This is a genomic window from Rhodococcus sp. BS-15, from assembly GCF_000813105.1.
GTDB lineage: Bacteria > Actinomycetota > Actinomycetes > Mycobacteriales > Mycobacteriaceae > Rhodococcoides.
In genome coordinates this window covers 1-19,473 of record NZ_BAOX01000001.1, presented here as the reverse complement: position 1 = coordinate 19,473, position 19,473 = coordinate 1, and the positions used below count along the sequence as shown (strand labels likewise).

The following is a 19,473-nucleotide window of genomic DNA, read 5'->3' as shown; positions in this document are numbered from 1 at the left end:
CTTCGAGCGCACATCGATACGGAGTCCCGACATGACGATCGAGAAATACGACCTCCACGAACTTCCCGAGACTGCAGCGTGGCGGCACCGCGGATTGCGCGACGGCTTCGAGGTGGCGTACTTCGCTTCGAACCCTGCGGACGGCACGACTCGTATCTGGGGTAGCAGTGTCGCGGTGGAAGGATCCGCGAGCTATGCAGTGTCCTATCGCGTGATCGTCGACGAACAGTGGGCAACGCGTGAGGCCACTGTCCAAACGCAGATCCGCGACGCGACGTGGAGCACTGACTTCGCTCGTGACGAGAACGGCACGTGGTTTGTCGACGGTGAAGTGCGCCCCGATCTGGCTGCATGCGCGGACATCGATCTCGAAGCTTCTGTCGTCACCAACACCATTCCAGTCCATAGACTCTGGGCAGAACCCGGTTCGCACGAGGTGCGCTCGGTGTATGTGCGCACCACTGCCAACGTGGTGGAAGTGCTCGACCAGAGGTACGAGATCCCGGCGACCGTCACATCACCGTTCTCGCTCGGCTACACCGCCCCGCAGTTCGACTTCTCCGCAGATCTTCGTTATGACGCTTCAGGCTCATCGTCGAGTACCCGGAGCTCGCAGTCCGAATCGGCTGAGCCGAGGGAGTGTGTCCGCTGCGTTCTCCAATCTGAGTCGAGTTGAAATAATATGCGGCAGAAACCGTGTGGCAGAACCACGAACGGCCAGTTGTCGGATGATCTGTGTGTCCGACGGCCTGGTCAACCTGTTGGACTGATTCTGAGCCATACGTTCGATGACGTGCAGAGCCACCAACTGGTGCGTATCGAGCGCACTGTGGCCGTTGTCGATTCCGAGCAGAATCGAACCGGGGATCGAAGCGTGGGCGCGCTCGGCAATCGGTCGGGGAGTGCGTAGATCGCGGCTTCCGGTGATGATCACCGTCGGCCACCGAAATCTCGAAAGATGCGCGGGAATGTCGAATGGCTCCTTGGAGAACGGTGGGTATTTGGCTGCAGCCGAAATGAACTGAGTTGCCGGATCGAACGGGCCACCGTCGGGCGGGGGTGCGTAGTTGAGTTCGGTGAACGCGATGCCGGCGACCGGCCCGAATTCCATCCAGAAACGCGTCGCGACCTCGTCTTCGATTTCGCTTCTTCCGAGATTCGACACGAAGGCCCAGGTTCGCTGCGCTTTTCCGGACGTCGCCTGCTTCAGAAATCGTTGCAGCAATGCGGGTCCGCCGAATTCATAGGTGAGCCGCGCAACGTCGCTCGCGTCGTCCTGGGTGTGGGTACCCCCGGCGATCAGATCGCGCAGTAGCCGCGCACTGGACTCGGTGTCGGGGTGCTGTCCGTCCCAAAGCAGTGATCGCGCGTGTGACCGAACCGCATGGTGATCGTGCGCCGACAGCACTGTCGAATCGAGGACCATCCCGGCTACCGAGTGTGGGTGCTCGATACCGAAGCCACACGCGAGGTATGTGCCGTACGAAGAGCCGTACAGCACTGCAGCATCGATGTTCTCGTGCTCGAGCACAGCTGCGATATCGCCGATCACCGCTGAGATCGTGACCGCTGCACGCGGAAGATCGTGTCCGGTGGTGTCGGCGCGGGAAAGGCCGATTCCCCGATGCTCGATCATGACGACGTCCAACCCCCGTGCGGTTGCGCGCCGACGGAAGCGTCGATAGGGGAGAACCGAGGCCAAACCCGGTCCACCGGGCAGCACCACGACAGGTGTGGCCGACGGCTGTCCGGTGCGGGTGTATGCCAGATCGAATTCGGGGCAGTTCGTGGTCGCCGGGCGTCGAAGAGTGCGAAGCCCGGGACTTGTCGATGCAAGTCTGCGTAGTCTGTCTTGGTCTCTCGTCACTGCACTGCCTTGGCCAACAATTCTGAGAAGTGCTGTGCAAGTAATATTTTGCCGCGCTCGATGGTCATCGGGGATCCAGGAGTCAACGCTTCGAGGGTCAGGCCGACGGTCAACGCAATGGCAGTCTCGGTTGCATCGTCGATCATGTCGTCGGCCACGAGACCCTCGTTGGCGAAGTGCCGCAACCATCGGCGCATGTGCTGGTGCGACCGGCGTGCCGCAGCGGTAAGGAGTTGCTGGCTCGCCACGGATGGAGTTGGACCCAAGGCGGTGGAATAGTAGGCGAACCACAGACCCAGCGCTCCGGGCTGGTCGAGTTCGGCCGGCAGGAACTGCCCGACCATGTCGGCGATCCGTGCATCGATCGGTGCTGCCGAATCGAGCACGATCGAATCGTCTATCACCGCGTCGACCCGACGCTCGACGATCGCATCGAACAGATCCCTCTGTGTCGGAAAGTAGTGTCGCAGAGTTCCGATTCCCACACCTGCTTCGTGCGCAGCAGCTCGGACGGTGACTGCCTCGAGACCGTCACGGTCTGCCAGGGAACTTGCAGCCAAAAGAATGGCGTCCCGTCTGCCACTCCGTCTACTGTCAGGCACAGAACTCAATTTAGCACAACGTACTAGAACGACGTACCACTAGTGGCGACAGCGGGCAGAGAAAGCAGGACGAATGTGAACGAGGTGACAGTTCGACGGGCACACATCGGCGACGTGGATGATCTCGTCGAGTTGCGGGCCGAGATGTTTCGATCGATGGGCAGTGTCGGTGACAACGAACTATGGCGCGCAAATGCATTCGACTGGTTCGTCGACCGATTGGACGATGCGGACTACGGCATTTTTGTCGTCGAACACGACGGTGTCATCAAAGCATGCGCCATGGGTGCCGTTCGCGACGCGGCACCCTCGCCGCTCTCGCCGAATGGGCGTGACGTCTTGATCAGCAACGTATGTACTGCGCCCTTCGCCCGAGGTCAGGGATTCGGTGGCAGAGCGTTCGATGCGGTGATGGACTGGGCTCGTCAGACCGGGATTGCACGGGTGGAGTTGATGGCGACGCCTCCGGGCGCGGAATCTACGAGCGGAGCGGATTCACTGCCAACGCCTTTCCTGCTATGCGGGCGAGGTTGTGACTGCTCCGCAGTGGCGTGCTTATGTGCCCTGGGCGGCACTTTTTCGCACCACTGCCGAAGGCACTGGGCCGTCGTAGCGAGCGATCGGCCGGATGATCTTGCTGTCGTGCGACTGCTCGACGATGTTGGCGCACCACCCCACCATCCGACTGGACGCGAAAGTGGGCGTGAACATCGACCGAGGAATTCCGCAGAGCTCCATCACGACGCCTGCGTAGTACTCCACATTGGCGTATAGCTTGCGGTCCGGCTTGAGATCCGCGAGCGCAGCAGCGATGACCTTCTCGACCTGCACTGCCTTGTCGATCAGGTCACCGCCCAACTCCTGTGCCGTATCGCGAAGCATCACCGATCGGGGATCGTCGGTTCGGTACACCGGATGTCCGAATCCCATGATGCGGTCGCCTGCAGTAATTTTCGCTCGTGCCCACGCGTCCGCGGAATCGACGTCGGCAATCTCGTCCAGCCCGTCGAGGGCACGATCCGGGGCACCTCCGTGCAGAGGTCCGGCAAAGGCCCCGATCGCGGCGCACACTGCGGATGCGATGTCCGACCCCGTCGACGCGACGACTCGCGCGGTGAAGGTCGACGCGTTGAACCCGTGATCGATCGTGGCGGTGAGGTATCGGTCGATCGCTCGGGCGTGTTCGGCCCCGGGCACCTGCCCGGTGATCATGAACAACCAGTTCTGAGCCGTCGTCAGATCATCGCGTGGATCGATGGGTTCCTTGCCGGCTCGAATCCTGTGTACGGCAGCAAGAATGGTCGGCGTCATCGCGCACAGACGCAGGGCGGTCGCACGTTTGTCCGATTCCGTCGACTCGTACAACGGCACAGCACCTGCCATTCCCGACAACACCGTCCGCAATGCGAAGAGTGGTTGCTCGGGACCCGACAGTGCCACTGTCTTCACGGCCTCTGCGACGTCCTTCGGCAGCACGCGCAGCGGTGCCACCGTACGCAGGAACTCGGCGCGCTCGGCGTCGTTCGGCAACCGGCTCTCGACCATGAGGAACCATGCGTCCTCGAAGGTCATGTGTAGCGCGATGTCGATCGCCGAGTACTGGCGGTAGTGATAGAAACCCTCGTCGCCTCGTACATCTCCGATCGATGTGGTGGTGACGACGACGTTGTGAAGCCCTCTTGGGGCGTCGAGAACGGTCATGGCTGCACTCCTTTGCGCTGGTCAATCCCTACGATCCGCGCTAACGTTGATTCTTGTCAATGTTGATCGAGTCAATGTGAAAGGCGGAGATGAGGCACGCCGACGGTCGGAACATGCTCACCACCGCGCAGGCCGCCGCACGGTTGGGCGTCAAGCCGGAAACGGTGTACGCCTACGTCAGCCGCGGACTGTTGACCAGTACTCGACTTCCCGGAGTGCGGGGGAGCGTGTTCGACGTGGACGAGGTGGAATCTCTCGCCGGACGCGATACCGCTCGGCGCACCGATATCGGTGCCGTGGAAAGAATTCGGACTCGGGTCACGCTGATCGACGACGGGCATCTCTACTATCGGGGGCGTGACGCCGTCGAGCTCAGCTCGCGCACTTTGGAATCGGTTGCACATTTCGTGTGGACGGGTGAGCTGGTGGACGGAACCCAGTTCGTCGCCGATCCCGTTGTGGTGCAACGATGCCGAGATGCACTGGGGCTGATGGCACCGAGCTGTCGGTCCATCGATCGGATCCGCATCGCCGTCGACATCGCCTCCACCTACCGACCGATGCGATTCGACACCGGGTCCACATCCGTTGTCCGCGAGGCAGGGCAGCTGCTGGTGACGGTTGCAGCAGCCCTCGGTCGTGGTTCCACTGAGCTTCCGATCGCCGAATCAGTCTGGGAGGCAATCACGTCCGACGAGTCCGATCCGAACGGTCTGGTGGTACTGCAGCCCGCGCTCGTCCTGATGGTCGATCACGGTCTGGCCGCGTCGACGCTCGGAGTTCGGGTTGCTGCGAGCACCCGAGCGAATCTGTACTCGATAGTCTCGGCGGGCCTCGGCTGTATCGACGGCCCTCTGCACGGCTCCGCCGCCGATCCCGTGTACCGGTTCCTCACGGCGGCGATCGACGATCCGATAGGCGCTCTCGCAACACATTTGAGGTCGGGGGAGCGGGTGCCCGGCTTCGGGCACGTCATCTACACCGACCGAGACCCGCGTGCCGAGGAACTACTGCGATTGCTTCGGGCCCCCGCTCACGGTGCGGACCCCGTGGTGGTCGCTGCTGCGGACGTCATCATCGAGGAGGTGAGCAACAGATTCGATACGTTTCCCAACTCGGATTTCGCTCTTGCCACATTCACCCTCGCCTACGGGCTCAGAGCAGACACGCCGGAAACGGTGTTCGCCCTCGCCCGAATTGTCGGGTGGACCGCACACGCCCTCGAAGAGTACGACGAAGCGCCCCTGCGCTTTCGGGTGCCCGGCATCTACACGGGAACTCGGCCGGGAACCTACTGAGGCGTCGGGCAATCCAGTAATGCGAACGCTGCGAGCAGTTGGCGACGCGCGGCGGTGATCTCGGCTGTGTTGCCGGCCAGGTGGTGCAATAGAGCGCGCTGAAAGATGCCGTCGAGAAGGATGTAGGCGGAGGCCTTGTCGAGTGCAGGCGTGGTGCCGTGAAGTTCGCAGTACCGAGCCACCACTCGCCAGATCATGTCCTCGCGACGCTCCTCGATCTCGAGCACGTCGCCGCGGAACGAACCGTCGAACAGGGCCTGATTACGGAGGTCGTACCAGAGACGGTGAATTCCGGCGTCCGCGGCCAGCGTGGCGAAATACTTCTCCTCGAAGTCCGCGTACAAGCCGGCGGCGTCCACCGCGTTGGCTACCACCTCGTCGTAACGAGTGACACAGATGGCCTCGTACTGGCGGACGGCGTGCGTGATCAGGTCGAGTTTGTCGGTGAAGTAGTAGTGGAGCACGCCGTGCGAGTACTCGGAATTCTGCGCGATCTCCCGCAGGGACGTGCGCGCATAACCCAATTCGGCCAATGTGTGCAGCGTCGCCTCGGCCAGCTCGGTCCGCTTGGACTCGAACTTGTTGCGGGCGCGCTCCTCGATACGCGCGCGCGGATCAGCGGTTTGGGTCATGGTCCGTGTCCTTTCCGCGCGTGGTCGTCACCTCAGTGTATGCCCGACGGCCGATAGAGGAACCTCGGCGTCGGCAAAATCCTGGGCAGTTGTCCAGAAAAAACTTGACGTCTGTACAAATTCTACCCTAGTGTGATCCACGGCACACGTCAGCAGGGCGGATGTTCCCTACGTCCCCTCCGGTGCCCGAAGTCTCAACCCATCTCGGTCCGCCGTGCGGACGGGCCGATCACGAGAGGACTTTTCATGCCAACCGACAAGCGCGTCGTCGTCTACGGAGCGTCGGGATACACCGGCCGACTGATCTGTGAATATCTGCGCGAGTACAACATCCCGTTCCTGGCCGCCGGACGTGACGAAGGCCGAGTTAAGGCATCGTCGACGTGGTTCCCGGAATCGAGACCGTCGAGTACGACGTCGTCGAGGTCGACCACACCGCAGCGGCTCTCGCCGAAGCCTTCCGGGGTGCCGAGATCGTCCTCAACACGGTCGGTCCGTTCTCGCGGTACGGCCACGAAGTTGCGCAGGCGTGCATCGAGATCGGTGCGCACTACACCGACACCACGGGTGAGCAGGACTGGATGATCGACGCCGAGGCGAAGTACGGCGCCGAGTTCGCATCCCGAAACCTCGTACTCACACCAGGTTTGGCGCAGATGTACAGCATCGGTGAGATCGCTGCGAACATCTGCCTCGAGACGCCGGGGCTGGACACACTCGACATCGAGGTCTTCTGGAAGGGACACCCGACGGTCGCGTCGACGAACACGATCCTCACCAACGCCGCGTTCTCCAAGGCCTACTACCTGGAGCAGAACGAGTACGTCGAATGGCCGGACGACGGCGTCATGCAGGTCGTTGTGCCCGGCCAGCACGACCTGGGCCTGGCTCTGCCCTGGGGTGGGACATCCCATCCGGTGTGGTTCAAGAACGATCCGCGCGTAGCGAATGCTCGGGCCCTGGGCGGTGTGATCAACAAGCCTCTGATGCTGGCAGTGCCTCAAATAATCTCTGCCGCAATGGCTCAGATGGAGGGCAAGTCCGATGCGGAGAAGTACCAGATCATCGACACGGTGTCGTCGTCGGTGCGCAGCGAGACGCCCCCACGGGAGAACCCGCGCATCAACACCTCGCTCGACTCGGTCTACGCGTCGGGACCACTCGGTCGTGTGCACACCGTGATTCACGGCAACTGCAACTACAAGCAGACCGCACTGCTCAACGCCTACGCGGCGGCGCATCTGCTGCAGGGACCGCCGAGGAAGGTCGGATTCGCCTCGAGTTGCCAGGCATTCGGACATCGGGAACTGCTCGGCGTGCTCCGCGCGTTCGGACTGGTGCTCGAACCCATCGTCACTGCACACAGCTGAGGACAGGGCCGATGCGGCTGTCCGACTACCTCGACAAAGGTGTGTCACTGGGCCGAGACGCGCCCTGTCTCACCATCGGTGACACCACCCGAAACTACGGCCAGGTGTACGACGACACAGTGGCCATCGCCGCTGCGTTGCAGCACAACGGGATCGAAGCAGGTGACCGGGTCGCCGTGCTCTCCGCCAACGACCCGCTGGCGTTGACCTGTGTATTCGCGATCTCGCGGGCAGGGGCGGTGTGGTGCCCCATCAATCCACGCAACGAAGCAGACGAGAACCGTCAACTGTTCGAGCTCTTCGGCTGCCGATTCCTGTTCTTCCAGAAAGCCTTCGCCGATCTCGTCGGTCGCATTCGCGAGCAGCTTCCTCGGCTGGAATGGCTCGTCTGCCTGGACGGCGACGTGCCGGGAGCGCTCTCGTACGACAGCTGGCTCGTCGAACGCGGCTCCGATTCTGTTGCGGAGAGACGACCGGCGGACGGGTTGTGCATGATCGCCGGCACCGGCGGTACGACCGGAAAACCCAAGGGGGTGAGGCTGACCGAGGAGAACATGATGACCTCCACGGCAACGGCACTCATGAGCTACCCCTTCGGGGATCGACCCAGATACCTGGCTCTCGCGCCGCTGACTCATTCTGCGGGCGTGCTGACGTTTCCCATCCTCAGTCTGGGCGGACACGTCGTTGTCATGGGTGCTCCCGACGTCGGACAGTTCCTGTCGCTCATAGAACAACACGGGATCACCCACGCGTTTCTGCCGCCGACGGTGATCTACGGCGTGCTCGATCATCCGGATCTCGACGTCACGGATCTGTCTTCGCTGCGGTGCCTCTGGTACGGGGCCGCACCGATGTCACCGACTCGACTGGAAGAGGCACTGACCCGCATCGGGCCGGTTCTCGGACAGCTGTTCGGCCAGACCGAGGCACCGAACATGATCGCAACACTCGCTCCGGCCGATCACTTCCGCAGCGACGGATCGATTGCTACCGAGCGACTGAGTTCGGCAGGCAAGCCGACTCGGCTGACAACGGTGGCGATCATGAACGACGACGGTGGACTGGTCGAGCGCGGCGAGCGTGGCGAGATCGTCGTTCGCGGTCCCCTCGTGATGCAGGGCTATCACGAGAATCCCGACGCCACAGCCGAAGTGGGTGCACACGGGTGGCACCACACCGGTGACATCGGGTACCTCGACGACGATGGCTACCTGTACGTGGTCGATCGTGCGAAGGACATGATCATCACGGGCGGGTTCAACGTCTACTCGGCCGAGGTGGAACAGGCCCTGCTGTCGCATCCGTCGGTGAAGGAATGCGCCGTCGTCGGACTGCCCGACGACAAGTGGGGCGAACGCGTCACCGCGGCAGTCCTGTTGCGGCCCGGCCGTGACGCGTCCGACGAGGAGCTGATTACCCACGTGAAGGCGCGAATCGGAAGCATCAAGGCACCCAAACAGATTCAGATCTGGACCGACCTTCCCCGCTCGAAAGTGGGAAAGATCCTCAAGACCGAAGTACGCAGCACCATGTCTCACTCATCATCGAAGGGAAGCACACCATGACAGAGTTCGAGGGCAAGCGAGTATTCGTGACCGGATCCGGAGCCGGCATCGGAAAAGCCATCTCCCAGATGTTCATCGAGCGCGGCGCTCGTGTCGTCGTCAGCGACATCGACGAAGGCGCAGCAGCCAAGACGGCCGAGGAGATCGGTGCCGCCGGCATCGCGAACTGCGATGTGTCCGACGAGAGTCAGGTGCAGAGTGCGGTGGCGCAGGCCGTGGAAATTCTCGGCGGACTCGACATCGTCGTCAACAATGCGGGAATCGAAGTGTCGTCACCGCTGCTCCAGCAGTCGACGGAGAGCTTCGACAAGATCTGCGCCGTCAACGTCAAGGGCACGTTCCTGGTGATGAAGGCCGCGATCGGTGCATTGGTCGAGTCGAAGGGCAATATCGTCAACATCGCCTCGCTCGCCGGGGTGGGCGGTACCGCATTGCTCGGGTCCTACTGTGCCACAAAGGCTGCAGTCATCCAGCTCACGCGCGTCGCTGCCATCGAGATGCGCGCATCGGGAGTGCGAGTGAACGCCGTGTGCCCCGGATTCGCCGATACCGCAATGGTCGATCGACTGGTCCCGGACTTCGAAGCCGCAACACAGATCCCGTTCGGTGACCTCGTCAAAGCCAAGCAAGGACGGCTGGGAACACCGGAGGACATCGCGGAAGTGACGCTGTTCCTCGCCTCCGACCGGGCGTCATGGATCACCGGAAGCCACTACATCCTGGACGGAGGTTTGTCTGCGTCGCTCGTCTAGGTTCGAGGGTTCCCCGTCGTTATCCCAGGGCGACGGGGAGCAATCCCCGGGGCGTCTCGGATGCGATGTCGACAAGCGCATCGTCCAGCTTCGGATACTGGAACTCGAAACCACTGCCTGTCAACACATGTGGCTCCACCCATCGGCTCTTCAAGACCAGTTCGGCCTCGGTGCGAATCACCCGTGCACCGAACTGAAGCAGCCACGCCGGTGTCGGTAGACCGTGACTGCGGCCGAGAACATTCCTGACCTGCTGCATCATGTCCTCGTTGGTTACCGGGAACGGAGTAGCAACGTTGACCGGCCCGGAGATACCAGTGTTGTCGTAGAGATGATCGAGGGCACGAGCGACATCGGCGACATGAACCCAACTGAACATCTGGCCGCCGTCGCCCATCTTTCCGCCGAGCCCCACTCTGGCGAGATCGATGATCGGGTTGATGGCCCCGCCGCCTGCGCCCAGCACGATCGACATACGAAGCGCCACCTTGCGAATGGTCACATCTGCTTCGAACAGTTCGCGCTCCCAGGCACGGGCGACCTCGACGGAGAATCCCGACCCCATGGCGCCGGATCGTTCGTCCATCGGCCTGTCACGCGAATCGCGATAGATAGTGCCGGTGCTGGCGTTGACCCACAATCGAGGTGCGTTTTCTACGTCGGCAATGGCACGGCCGAGTTGCGCCGTCGTCTGGATGCGCGATGACATGATCTCGTCCGCGTTCGTCTTGTTGTAGCGACAGCTCACCGAGCGGCCTGCGAGATTGACGACCAGATCGGAACCGTCGAGCACATCGACGAGGCTGCGATGATCGGACCACGTTGCATCGCTGGATGTTCCGCGGCCGACGGTCCTGACACGAATACCGCGATCTTCGTAGTAGCTACGCAGGTACCGTCCGATGTAGCCGGAGGCACCGCACAGGACGACGGTCGATGGTGAATCACTCATTGTTGGAGCCCTTCTGGGGACGTCATTCGTTTCAACAGGCCGGCCACGTCGGTGACCAACCCCCGCGCCACCGGGAGGCGAGCGAGGCGTACGGCTTTGGCCACCACCGGCACGAGCTCGTCGACCAAGGTGCGGGTGCGCGCCTGGTTGTCCGAAGAATCGGTGACCCAATGGAGGGTGACACCCATGTAGATCATCCAGAGCAGCTGTGGCAGAACATCCTTCAGAGATCCCGGAACCTTCTGTTTCGACGTCTCCAAGGTAATTCGCATGAGGTCGATGGCCATGGACCTGGCGTCGGACGATTCCTCCGAGAACGGACTGGAACTGGACCGGGTGGGCAACGCCAACTGCAGGAAGGATCCACCGAAGGCGTGATACGGCTCCATCACGTCCAAACCGGAATGCAGAATGGCAGCAAAGTTTTCGGACAGTGATCCGCCGTCGACGAGGACGTGGAGAGCACGCTCGCGATGATCGCGCTGAATCACGATGTACAACTCGTTGACCAGCTCGTCTTTGCCCGCGAAGTAGTAGTACGCATTCCCGAGCGAGACGCCGGCTTCGTCGGCAATCCGACGCATGGTGGTTGCTTGAAACCCCTCCTCGCGAAACAGCCGAAGAGCTACCTCGACCACCTTGTCGCGAGTCTCGGACGTGCGAGCCATCGATTCACCTCGATCTGAACGTGTTCAACATGAACCTAGACCTGTTTTTGAACACGTTCAAGTCGCAATATCCGTACACCGCGTCTGCGGCTTCGGAATCAGTGCCGGTAGCGACGATGATCGGGCGTCCCCAACGTCGATGTCTCAGGCCCGCAGTCGCTCCGCTCGAGCGCGCTGATCACGGTTCGGCGGCGAACTGTCTACGAAACTCGGTGGGCGTGATTCCGATCAGGCGTCGGAAGTGCTGGCGCAAAAGGGGAGCCGAGCCGAACCCAGTGCTGGCTGCAACTGCCTCGATCGACGACTGGTTCAGCTCCAACAGCTCCTGCGCACGGGCGATCCGTCGCTGAGTAAGCCAACCGTGCGGTGTAGAGCCGATCTCGTTCGAGAAGCGTCGGACGAGCGTCCGCGGCGACACGCCCGCGACGCGAGCAAGATCGGAGGTAGTCAGTGGGTCGGCAAGGTGGCTGTCGATCCAATCGATGACGTTCTGGAGGCCGTGGTCCGGTGCGAGACTGACAGGCGCGTCGACGAACTGGCGCTGATCGCCGCGTCGATGGGCGGGCACGACCATGCGGCGCGCAATTCGGTTCGCGACGGCAGGACCGTATGCAGTCCGAATCAAGTGGAGGCATGCGTCGATTCCGGCGGCAGTACCCGCGCTGGAGACGATGGGGCCATCCTGGTGGTAGAGCAGGTCTGCATCGACGATGATGCTCGGGTGATCGGCGGCGAGCTGCGGCGCGTGACGCCAGTGAGTGGCGACGCGACGTCCGTCGAGGATACCGGAGTATGCGAGCGCAAAGACCCCGGTGCACACCGAAAGTAGCTGAGCTCCTTGGTCATGAACATCTCGCACGGTCTGCATCACCGCGTCGGACGGAGGTCGACCGATGGGTGACGAGATCAGTGTGACCAAATCTGCGTCATGGGCCGCTGACAGAGGTAGGTGCGTGAGGATCGAGGTTCCGTTGCCGGAGGACAATTGCTTGCCCGGCGCTTCGGTGCATACTCGAAAGTCGAACGCAGGCACCCCGTCGTCGGAGCGATCCACCCCAAATATCTCGGCGAGAACACCGAGCTCGAACACGGCAACAGGTTCCTGCAGAATCACCGTGACAGTACTGAGCACATCGATATCTTGACCCCGTGGCGGGATCTTGTCGACAAGAGTCGCATTTGCCAGTCGTGCGAAGCGGGTGTGGCACGCATCCTGGAGACATGGAGATAAGCAAAAGCCGGACGGAATCAACCCAAACGATGACTGCGTGGCTGACGGACGGTGGCGGCATAGACGCCCTCGAACGCACCGTCACATCGGTGCCGTCTCCCGGTGAACACGAGGTGCTGCTTCGTATGCGCGCGTGGTCACTGAACTACCGCGATCTTCTGGTCATCGAAGGGGATTCCGGTTGGCGGCCCACGAGTCCTGTTGTTCCGGTTTCCGACGGCGTCGGTGTGGTCGTCGCGCGTGGGACCGAGGTGACGCGCTTCGGGCTCGGTGACCGAGTATCTGCGATGTTTCTTCCACGCTGGCGCGGTGGCGACCTGGACGACGGGAAGTATGTACTCCCCGTGGGCGGGCCGGTCAATCGCGGCATGCTTGCGGATTACGTCGTCGTTCACGAAGACGAGGCGGCGGCACCTCCGCGGACGCTGACCGACGCGGAGGCGGCGACATTGCCCGTCGCGGGTGTCACGGCCTGGCATGCGGTGGTGGTCCGAGGGCAGGTCGCACCTGGACAGACCGTGCTGATCCATGGGACCGGAGGCGTTGCGCTGCAGGCGATTCAACTGGCGCGGGCTCGTGGCGCTCGCGTGGCTGTCACCTCCAGCAGTGAAGAGAAGCTGGCGCTCGCGCGAGAGCTAGGTGTAGAACACACCATCGACTACGGTCACGACGACGTCGCGGACAATGTCATGAACTGGACCGACGGTCGCGGTGTCGACCATGTGGTCGAGACCGTCGGAGGGGAGAATCTCAACGTATCTCTGCGCGCGGTGCGCATCGGCGGCAGCATCAGTTTCGTCGGCCTGATCGCAGGTCTGTCGGCATCGATCAACACCTACGAATTCGTGACCCGCAACGTGACCATCCACGGAATCGAAACCGGTTCGCGCGAGATGTACGAGCAGCTGGCAACGTTCATCGACGAACACGGGATACGACCCGTCATCGATTCGGCGGTTCCAATCACTTCAGATGACGTGGTGGTTGCGTCGCTACGTCGCCTGAAGGGCGGAACCCCCTTCGGGAAATTGGTCTTGGTGCAGGCCGACACCTGGGATTGGGTAATCTCGCATAATGCTGGACTTCGGTGGAATGAACGCTCTGGCCGCCGTGGCGCGGACAGGATCGGTGTCCACTGCCGCGCAGATCCTGCACATCACGCCATCCGCGGTATCGCAACGAATTGCCAAGCTGGAGAGGGAAGCTGGGCAAATTTTGTTGGAGCGAAGTGGTCGCGGGGTACGGCTCACGGGTGCTGGAAAGCTGTTGGTCGAACGGGCAGACGGCATGCTGGCGATGATGGCCGAGGCAGAGGCCGAACTGGCGGCGTACAAGGGGTCAGTGGTCGGGAATGTGAAGATCGCCGGGTTTTCCTCGGCGGTCCGAGGATTGCTGCCGACCGTGCTGTCGCAGCTCACGAGCACGTTCCCAGCTCTGCACATCGAGGTATTCGAGAGGGAGCCCAAGGAATCGATCGACGAACTCCTTCGTGGCAACGTCGACATTGCCATCATCCAGGACTGGGAGAGTGCACGGCTCATACTCCCACCCGAGGTGGCGACCGCACGGCTGCTCACCGACGTTTTCGACATCGCCGTTCCTGACGGCCACCGACTGGCGGACCACAGCACGGTCACATTGAACGATGTGGCGCAGGACAAATGGGTGATGTGGCCGACAGGCTGGCAGTGCCACGACTGGCTGACGGACACCCTCCGAAGTGTCGGTGCTCGGCCGGATGTGGCCTACACCGCGGGAGAACATGCGACGCAGTTGTCCATGGTTGCTGCGGGTTTCGGCATTGCACTGATTCCGAGACTGGGACGAGGACCGCTTCCACCGGGTGTCCGCATGATCGGGCTGACGCCTGCTCCGCTGCGCACGGTGTACGCGGGCCGGCGACGGTCGATCGCCATCCGCCCCGCCGTTCGAGAAACGGTGCTGGCTCTGGAAGTGGCCGCCCGTGACAAGCGAAGTTCGTCGGATCCAGAAGCGCGCGCCTTACCTCGAGACTGCATCGATCGAACTGAATCCTCGATGTAGAAACGTTCAGCGGTCCCGGCTGTCCCATAGCAGGGATCAGTGCTGAGATCGAACCATGAGCTACGACAAGCGTTGCTTCGCACACGGATTGGTCGACCAGTCGCTACCACTCGAAATCCGGGACAGAGGACTTTGACCGCGGCCGAGGAGCGTCCCCGAAACGTCCAGGTCGCGTCCGCGATTACCTACGTCGCACTCGCCTGGGGAATGTCCTTCTTTCTCATTCGGGAGTCGCTGAATCTGCTCGACCCCTTCGGTGTTGCCTTCGCCCGTGCGGCGGTGGCTGCAGGGATACTCGCTGCAATTCCGGCATCTCGTACCCGTATCCCGTGGAGGAACCACGGTCCGATCGTGCTGTTGGCAATCGTATGGATGGCGCTACCGATGACTCTGTTCGCCGTCGCCGAACAGCATCTGGACTCCGCCATTGCCGGTGTCGTGAATGGGTCCGCTCCGCTGTTCACGGCGATCGTGGCGGCGATACTTCACCACCGGCTGCCAAGAACAATCGTGGTATTTGGCTTGCTGGCAGGCTTTTCAGGTGTCCTTCTGGTCTGCCTCTCCAGTCTCGACGGCGGCGGCGCGAACTCGTCGACGTCGGTAGCTCTGGTTCTCGTTGCAGTGGCACTCTACGGAATAGCGTTCAACATCGCCGGTCCCTTGCAGCGACGATACGGGGCATTGCCGGTGGTGATGCGAGCGATGTGGATTGCTGCGTTGCTCCTGGTGCTTCCGGGTATGCCGTCAGTGCTGTCGAGTACGCCGGACCCAGTACCGATTGCGGCTGTGCTCGCGCTAGGAGCCTTCAGCACAGGCGGCGCGTTTGTCGTCTTCGCGTGGCTCTCCGGACGAACGGACCCGACGAGAGCATCGGTGGCCACCTACTTCGTACCGATCGTCGCCACTGTCGTCGGCACCATTGTCGGAGGGGAGGATATTCGTTTTGCTGTCTACATCGGTATCCCCGTCATCCTGGTCGGAGCGTGGATCGTGCAGTCTCGCAACCGAGAAGCGTAGAGCGGAGCTGTGTCTGTTCGCGTGTGTCCCGGAGATGAGATCGAGCGCAAATGTCCTCGAGGAGGGACGAGTTGGCGTCGGTCATCACTCAGATATCGCCGGCTCGCTTCGGGCCATTCATCAACAACGAGATATAGGCGCCCAGCCGATCTTCGATGACGTGTGGCGTCAGGTCCGTCCGTCCGGCTTCGCGCCAAGCTGCGCCCATGCGACGACGGTCAACTTTCGTACTTCTGCCGTGGAGCCGCCCGACATCTGCTCGATCTCTGTGATTCGTTCTCCGACACCCAGATGTCGACGAACCCACGTCAGCGTCCGCGGTGGGACAGGCGACGATGCGTCGTGATCGATCACGGTGTTACCCCATCATGCAGCCGCGTCCGGAGTGAAACCCATTGGCCCGTCACGGGTGCAGTCGTCGCATTTCCTCGAGCACTGCACGCGCGGCCCAGTCTTCGTATTGCACTTCAGTCCAGCGGCACCCAACGACGAAGTGGTCGTACGCGTGGTGCGACAACACGAACGACAATGCATCGGCGGCTCGACGTCGTTCGGCCCTTCGCGCACCTGTGTGGGCATCAAGCAGGTCGAAGATCTGTCGACGCTGGGTGGCTCGAAGCTCGTTGACGAGATTGCGGGCATTGCCGTCTGCGTCGGCGGCGGCGACGAGGGTTCGGTGCATGCCGACGGACCTGTTGAACTGCTGGATCAGCGGTCCAAGAACTGTCCGTACGGAGTCGGCATCGATTGCGTCCAACGCGATGGCCGACTCTCCGCCGGGAAGGGAGCCCCCAAGAAACCGACGCTCGAATGCGGCTCGGAGCAGGTCGTGTTTAGGCCCGAGGGCGTTGACCGTCTCGACGCTCACCTGCGCGCGCTCGGCAATAGAGCGCATGGTGGTACCGGCAAATCCGTTGGTCTCGAACAGTTCCGCTGCAGCTTCGACTACGGCGCGCCGAGTTCGCGACGCAGCTTCGGCTCGGGTCGGTGAATCGTATCTGCGGGTGTCAGTCACGATGACGATCGTATTCGGTACAGTGTCAGTGTAGTCAATTGTTGACCCATTCTGGGAGGCGTCTAGTGGCTTCGATCATGTTCTGTGCAGGGCCGTTTCGTGGTCACGTCGCCCCGATGCTGCCTATTGTCGAGCGCTTGGTCGGTCTCGGACACCGTGTACTGGTGCTGACAGGAAGGCGATACCAGGATTCGGTCAAGTCGGTCGGTGCTGTTTTCGAGCCGCTGCCGGTGGAGGTGGACTTCGACGAAAACGATCTCGACAGTGTGTTTCCCGTGCGCGCCGGGCTTCGTGGTACCCGGCGCGCGCAATTCGACTTGGAGCACATCTTCATCGAACCATTGGTTCCGCAGTCGGAGATGATTCAGCGAATCCTCGCCCGAGAAGAGGTCGAGGTTGTCGTCGTCGAATCAATGTTCTTCGGGGCGATTCCACTTCTTTTGAGCCCGAACCACACTCGTCCCAGGATCGTGGCATGGGGGAGCAATCCTCTTTCGATACCAGGTGGCGACCGACCTCCAGCTGGTTTGGGTTGGCAACCGGGGCGTACCTGGTCGGGTCGCTTGCGAAATGAGCTGGCTAACGTGGCTATTCGGTCACTGGCACTGCGGGCCGCGCAGAGGCGTGCCGAACAGAGCATCCGGCGAGTCGGGGCCGACCTGCCGGTGTCCATTCTGGACTGGCTCAGTCTCGTGGACGACATCGTCCAGTTGACCGTCCCCGAATTCGAGTTTCCGATTCCGGACGAGTACACACGCCTCGTGCACTTCGTGGGACCGCTTGCGGTCAGCGACACAACCGCTCATGGACTTCCAGACTGGTGGAATGACCTCGACCGCAGTATCCCGACGGTCTTGGTGACGCAGGGATCGGCCGAAACGGATCTTTCGCATTTGGTGTTGCCGACCATCGAAGCTCTCGCCGACCGGCCCATCAACGTCCTCGTATCGGTGGGGCGTGAACTGGACGAGTTCGACGGCCGATTGCCGAAAAACACCTATCTAGCAACCGATTTGCCGTACGACGTCGTTTTCCCAACTCTATCCGCGTTCATCACCAACGGTGGATACGGCGGGGTTGGCTTCGCGCTCCGCCATGGGGTGCCGGTAGTCAGCGTCGGTCGATCCCAAGACAAGGCAGACGTGGCTGCTCGTGTCGAGTGGAGCGGAATCGGCATCGGAATCGCCCGGACACGAGTTGGTTCCAGACGAATCAGGAAGGCAGTGGACACTGTCCTTGGGGACAGCGGCTATGCCGACCGTGCGGATTACCTACATCGTCAGGTGCGTGCGTCGTCTGGAATGGCAGGTGCCGTCGAGGTGATGCTCGCGCGCTGAGCTGGGCTACGCGAATAGCGTCACATGCCCCGTAGAGGTGCCAGCGCCTGCGACCAAGCGACCACCTGATCGACCATGCGGCTCAAAGTCTGTCGATGGTGGTCGCGTGGTGCAATGTTGCCTTCGGAGTCGAAGTCGTCGAACAGCGACAACGCGACTTGGTCTCGCACGCTGGCCATGTGAAGTTCCGCGGTCACAAGACGTAGCTGCTCGACGGCTCGGGTACCCCCGGACGTGCCGTAGCCCACAAAACCTACTGCCTTGTCACGCCATTCGTAGTACAGGTAGTCGATCGCGTTCTTCAACACCCCGGTCGGACCGTGATTGTATTCGGGGGTGACGAAGATGTATCCGTCGTAGCGGTCGATCGCGCTTGACCATCGAATGGTGTGTTGCCCTCGATAGTCTCGGCTCATCGCCGCCGCCGCTGGTTCATCGAGGTGTGGGAGGTCGAAATCAGCGAGATCGATCAACTCGAAGTGCGCGTCGCTGCAACCGGCAGCTTGCATGCGAACCCACTCGGCGACGGATGAGCTCTTCCGGCCAGGCCTGGTACTTCCGATGATGATGCCGATACTTGTCATCGTCTGCTCTTTCGTTGTTGTTCGATTGTCAGCCATAGTGAGGCGGCTAGTGCGGCTACGGCTGTGCCGGTCAACCACCAGAACGCAACTCGAAAGTCGCTCGGTGAAACCGATTCGCCCGCTCCGTCTTCGACTACTACGGTCACCAACAGGGAGCTCCCCACCGCGCCACCGACGCGAGAGAAGATATTGACCTGAACGCTCGCGTCGGCAATCTTGTGGGGGCGAACAGCGGCCAGGGCCGCTGACACGCCCGGTGAACCCGCCAGAGCCAACCCGACGCCGCGGACTGCCTGAAGCATCTCGAGCGTGACCAGGTTCGGGTTCTCGGGCAGGAAAGCCAGGGGAACCGTTGCGGCCACGGTCACCACGAGTCCGACGGCGGCGACTGGTCCGCCCCCGAATCGATCGGTAAGCCATCCAGCAACCGGAAAGGTCACGGCGGCAGCGAGGCTGAATGCCATCAGTAGCAGGCCGGCGTCGACGATGTCGACGCCCAACTGCAGTTGGAAATACAGCGGCATCACGATCAATCCGCCGAAGAGCGCCGCGCCGGCAAAGAACACTTCCAAGGATGCGGCGGTGAATTGACGGTCTCGCAGCAGCGTCAGGTCGATGAGCGTCCCGGTGCCGCGCACCGACCGCAATAAGAACGCAATGAGGGCTGCGACACCCAATATGCAAGTGATCCATGGGAACGCGCCGTCGCCGACAGTGCTGATGCAGTAGACCGTCAGAGGTAGCCCGACCATAGCCAGAGCAAGCGACAGTACGTCCAAGGGATCTGTGCTGTCGCGAATGCCGGTCGGAAGCCGACGCGCAGCGAGGACTATTCC

The 19,473-nt window shown here is 61.9% G+C and carries 18 protein-coding genes and 3 pseudogenes; 10 read left to right on the top strand and 11 right to left on the bottom strand.

Annotated elements, in window-relative coordinates; genetic code table 11:
- Nucleotides 1–31 precede the first annotated feature (31 nt).
- A complete protein-coding gene (locus RHBS_RS00105; protein ID WP_128644476.1) occupies nt 32–676 on the top strand; it encodes a putative glycolipid-binding domain-containing protein in 645 nt (214 codons plus the stop codon).
- On the opposite strand, the gene RHBS_RS00100 is transcribed toward RHBS_RS00105, so the two are convergent.
- Both RHBS_RS00100 and RHBS_RS00095 read right to left on the bottom strand, forming a co-directional pair.
- Nucleotides 590–1,867, bottom strand: a complete 1,278-nt coding sequence (locus tag RHBS_RS00100; RefSeq protein ID WP_187298295.1) for an alpha/beta fold hydrolase — start codon at nt 1,865–1,867, stop codon at nt 590–592. The two genes, RHBS_RS00105 and RHBS_RS00100, sit on opposite strands and share 87 nt — an antisense overlap.
- Complete coding sequence (locus tag RHBS_RS00095; RefSeq protein WP_187298294.1) at nt 1,864–2,427, bottom strand: TetR/AcrR family transcriptional regulator; 564 nt, start codon at nt 2,425–2,427, stop codon at nt 1,864–1,866. Before RHBS_RS00095 ends, RHBS_RS00100 begins: the two co-directional genes overlap by 4 nt.
- 84 nt (nt 2,428–2,511) lie before the next feature.
- Between RHBS_RS00095 and RHBS_RS31990 the strand changes: the two are divergent.
- Nucleotides 2,512–2,910 (top strand): annotated as a pseudogene (locus tag RHBS_RS31990) (N-acetyltransferase family protein); the annotation flags it as partial.
- A gap of 114 nt (nt 2,911–3,024) precedes the next feature.
- Here the strand turns inward: RHBS_RS31990 and RHBS_RS00085 are convergent.
- The gene (locus tag RHBS_RS00085) at nt 3,025–4,170 is read right to left on the bottom strand and encodes a citrate/2-methylcitrate synthase (protein ID WP_128644473.1); all 1,146 of its coding nucleotides are present in this window, start codon (nt 4,168–4,170) and stop codon (nt 3,025–3,027) included.
- A 113-nt stretch (nt 4,171–4,283) separates the two neighbouring features.
- Between RHBS_RS00085 and RHBS_RS00080 the strand changes: the two genes are divergently transcribed.
- Entirely contained in the window at nt 4,284–5,468 is a 1,185-nt protein-coding gene (locus RHBS_RS00080; RefSeq protein WP_237668874.1) for a citrate synthase, read from the top strand.
- On the opposite strand, the gene RHBS_RS00075 is transcribed toward RHBS_RS00080, so the two are convergent.
- A complete protein-coding gene (locus tag RHBS_RS00075; RefSeq protein WP_128644471.1) occupies nt 5,462–6,100 on the bottom strand; it encodes a TetR/AcrR family transcriptional regulator in 639 nt (212 codons plus the stop codon). The genes RHBS_RS00080 and RHBS_RS00075 overlap by 7 nt on opposite strands.
- Nucleotides 6,101–6,346: 246 nt before the next feature.
- Between RHBS_RS00075 and RHBS_RS00070 the strand changes: the two are divergent.
- The 3 genes and pseudogenes from RHBS_RS00070 (at nt 6,347) to RHBS_RS00060 (ending at nt 9,790) form a co-directional block, all read left to right on the top strand.
- Nucleotides 6,347–7,470: pseudogene (locus RHBS_RS00070) on the top strand (DUF5938 domain-containing protein).
- Between the two features lie 11 nt (nt 7,471–7,481).
- Nucleotides 7,482–9,038 carry a long-chain fatty acid--CoA ligase gene (locus tag RHBS_RS00065; RefSeq protein ID WP_128644470.1) on the top strand — a complete coding sequence of 519 codons (1,557 nt, stop codon included), beginning with the start codon at nt 7,482–7,484 and terminating at the stop codon, nt 9,036–9,038.
- Nucleotides 9,035–9,790, top strand: coding sequence for an SDR family NAD(P)-dependent oxidoreductase (locus RHBS_RS00060; protein WP_128644469.1), 756 nt, complete (start codon nt 9,035–9,037; stop codon nt 9,788–9,790). Before RHBS_RS00065 ends, RHBS_RS00060 begins: the two co-directional genes overlap by 4 nt.
- 19 nt (nt 9,791–9,809) lie before the next feature.
- On the opposite strand, the gene RHBS_RS00055 is transcribed toward RHBS_RS00060, so the two are convergent.
- The 3 genes from RHBS_RS00055 to RHBS_RS00045 all read right to left on the bottom strand — a co-directional run bounded on the left by RHBS_RS00055 (nt 9,810) and on the right by RHBS_RS00045 (nt 12,542).
- Nucleotides 9,810–10,742 (bottom strand): TIGR01777 family oxidoreductase, encoded by a 933-nt coding sequence (locus RHBS_RS00055; protein ID WP_128644468.1) that lies wholly within the window; start codon nt 10,740–10,742, stop codon nt 9,810–9,812.
- A complete protein-coding gene (locus RHBS_RS00050) occupies nt 10,739–11,410 on the bottom strand; it encodes a TetR/AcrR family transcriptional regulator (RefSeq protein WP_128644467.1) in 672 nt (223 codons plus the stop codon). Before RHBS_RS00050 ends, RHBS_RS00055 begins: the two co-directional genes overlap by 4 nt.
- Before the next feature lie 178 nt (nt 11,411–11,588).
- Nucleotides 11,589–12,542: a GlxA family transcriptional regulator gene (locus tag RHBS_RS00045; protein ID WP_128644466.1), complete on the bottom strand. Its 954-nt coding sequence runs from the start codon at nt 12,540–12,542 to the stop codon at nt 11,589–11,591.
- Nucleotides 12,543–12,631: 89 nt separating this feature from the next.
- Between RHBS_RS00045 and RHBS_RS31985 the strand changes: the two are divergent.
- The 3 genes and pseudogenes from RHBS_RS31985 to RHBS_RS00030 form a co-directional block, all read left to right on the top strand.
- Nucleotides 12,632–13,666 (top strand): annotated as a pseudogene (locus tag RHBS_RS31985) (NAD(P)-dependent alcohol dehydrogenase); the annotation flags it as partial.
- A gap of 49 nt (nt 13,667–13,715) precedes the next feature.
- Entirely contained in the window at nt 13,716–14,684 is a 969-nt protein-coding gene (locus RHBS_RS00035; protein WP_128644464.1) for a LysR family transcriptional regulator, read from the top strand.
- A 132-nt stretch (nt 14,685–14,816) separates the two neighbouring features.
- Complete coding sequence (locus tag RHBS_RS00030) at nt 14,817–15,701, top strand: DMT family transporter (RefSeq protein ID WP_128644463.1); 885 nt, start codon at nt 14,817–14,819, stop codon at nt 15,699–15,701.
- Nucleotides 15,702–15,869: 168 nt separating this feature from the next.
- On the opposite strand, the gene RHBS_RS00025 is transcribed toward RHBS_RS00030, so the two are convergent.
- Together RHBS_RS00025 and RHBS_RS00020 are read right to left on the bottom strand one after the other, a co-directional pair.
- Nucleotides 15,870–16,055: a hypothetical protein gene (locus RHBS_RS00025; protein WP_128644462.1), complete on the bottom strand. Its 186-nt coding sequence runs from the start codon at nt 16,053–16,055 to the stop codon at nt 15,870–15,872.
- Nucleotides 16,056–16,104: 49 nt separating this feature from the next.
- Complete coding sequence (locus tag RHBS_RS00020; RefSeq protein ID WP_187298293.1) at nt 16,105–16,716, bottom strand: TetR/AcrR family transcriptional regulator; 612 nt, start codon at nt 16,714–16,716, stop codon at nt 16,105–16,107.
- 584 nt (nt 16,717–17,300) lie between these two features.
- On the opposite strand from RHBS_RS00020, the gene RHBS_RS28595 reads away from it, so the two are divergent.
- The gene (locus tag RHBS_RS28595) at nt 17,301–18,053 is read left to right on the top strand and encodes a glycosyltransferase (RefSeq protein ID WP_187298292.1); all 753 of its coding nucleotides are present in this window, start codon (nt 17,301–17,303) and stop codon (nt 18,051–18,053) included.
- A 20-nt stretch (nt 18,054–18,073) separates the two neighbouring features.
- On the opposite strand, the gene RHBS_RS00010 is transcribed toward RHBS_RS28595, so the two are convergent.
- Both RHBS_RS00010 and RHBS_RS00005 read right to left on the bottom strand, forming a co-directional pair.
- Nucleotides 18,074–18,637 (bottom strand): NADPH-dependent FMN reductase, encoded by a 564-nt coding sequence (locus RHBS_RS00010; RefSeq protein ID WP_128644459.1) that lies wholly within the window; start codon nt 18,635–18,637, stop codon nt 18,074–18,076.
- Nucleotides 18,634–19,473 (bottom strand): MFS transporter (locus RHBS_RS00005; RefSeq protein WP_128644458.1); only part of this gene is annotated, 840 nt, incomplete at its 5' end. The genes RHBS_RS00005 and RHBS_RS00010, both read right to left, overlap by 4 nt.

Excerpts from the sequence above, each read along its gene's own strand:
- RHBS_RS00105 (WP_128644476.1), top strand. The coding sequence starts at position 32 with ATGACGATCGAGAAATACGACCTCCACGAACTTCCCGAGACTGCAGCG.
- RHBS_RS00085 (WP_128644473.1), bottom strand. The coding sequence starts at position 4,170 with ATGACCGTTCTCGACGCCCCAAGAGGGCTTCACAACGTCGTCGTCACC.
- RHBS_RS00080 (WP_237668874.1), top strand. The coding sequence starts at position 4,284 with ATGCTCACCACCGCGCAGGCCGCCGCACGGTTGGGCGTCAAGCCGGAA.
- RHBS_RS00075 (WP_128644471.1), bottom strand. The coding sequence starts at position 6,100 with ATGACCCAAACCGCTGATCCGCGCGCGCGTATCGAGGAGCGCGCCCGC.
- RHBS_RS00065 (WP_128644470.1), top strand. The coding sequence starts at position 7,482 with ATGCGGCTGTCCGACTACCTCGACAAAGGTGTGTCACTGGGCCGAGAC.
- RHBS_RS00060 (WP_128644469.1), top strand. The coding sequence starts at position 9,035 with ATGACAGAGTTCGAGGGCAAGCGAGTATTCGTGACCGGATCCGGAGCC.
- RHBS_RS00055 (WP_128644468.1), bottom strand. The coding sequence starts at position 10,742 with ATGAGTGATTCACCATCGACCGTCGTCCTGTGCGGTGCCTCCGGCTAC.
- RHBS_RS00050 (WP_128644467.1), bottom strand. The coding sequence starts at position 11,410 with ATGGCTCGCACGTCCGAGACTCGCGACAAGGTGGTCGAGGTAGCTCTT.
- RHBS_RS00035 (WP_128644464.1), top strand. The coding sequence starts at position 13,716 with ATGCTGGACTTCGGTGGAATGAACGCTCTGGCCGCCGTGGCGCGGACA.
- RHBS_RS00010 (WP_128644459.1), bottom strand. The coding sequence starts at position 18,637 with ATGACAAGTATCGGCATCATCATCGGAAGTACCAGGCCTGGCCGGAAG.